1 pseudogene is annotated in these 329 nt (G+C 38.0%); it reads right to left on the bottom strand.

Features of this window, described 5'->3' with window-relative positions:
• Positions 1–155: 155 nt before the first annotated feature.
• Positions 156–329: pseudogene (locus ADH54_RS12340) on the bottom strand (sigma-70 family RNA polymerase sigma factor); the annotation flags it as partial.

Below are 329 nucleotides of genomic sequence, written 5' to 3'. Positions count from 1 at the left end.
GGGATTCGAACCCGTGTTACCGCCGTGAAAAGGCGGTGTCTTAACCCCTTGACCAACGGACCTGAGTTGTTGTTTTCAACTCTTACTATTATACCCACTTTTTAAACTTTGTCAACTACTTTTTCTAATTTTTTCCATTTTTTTTGCATAGCTTCTTACCGGGTACGGAGATCAAACTCTTTAAACACAATACGTAAGTCTCTTAACACTCTTTGACGCCCTCGGAAACGTTCATTTCTTAAGACGCGTTCTAACTCTTCTTGTTGCTCTTTACTTTGTTTGTTTCTATAATCTCTTAGTGTTTCATGAAAGAGATAATAGTCATCTAG

The organism is Streptococcus pseudopneumoniae, from assembly GCF_001072315.1.
GTDB lineage: Bacteria > Bacillota > Bacilli > Lactobacillales > Streptococcaceae > Streptococcus > Streptococcus pseudopneumoniae_R.
Note: the sequence above shows the minus strand (reverse complement) of the source record. Positions and strands in the feature narration are given on the sequence as shown.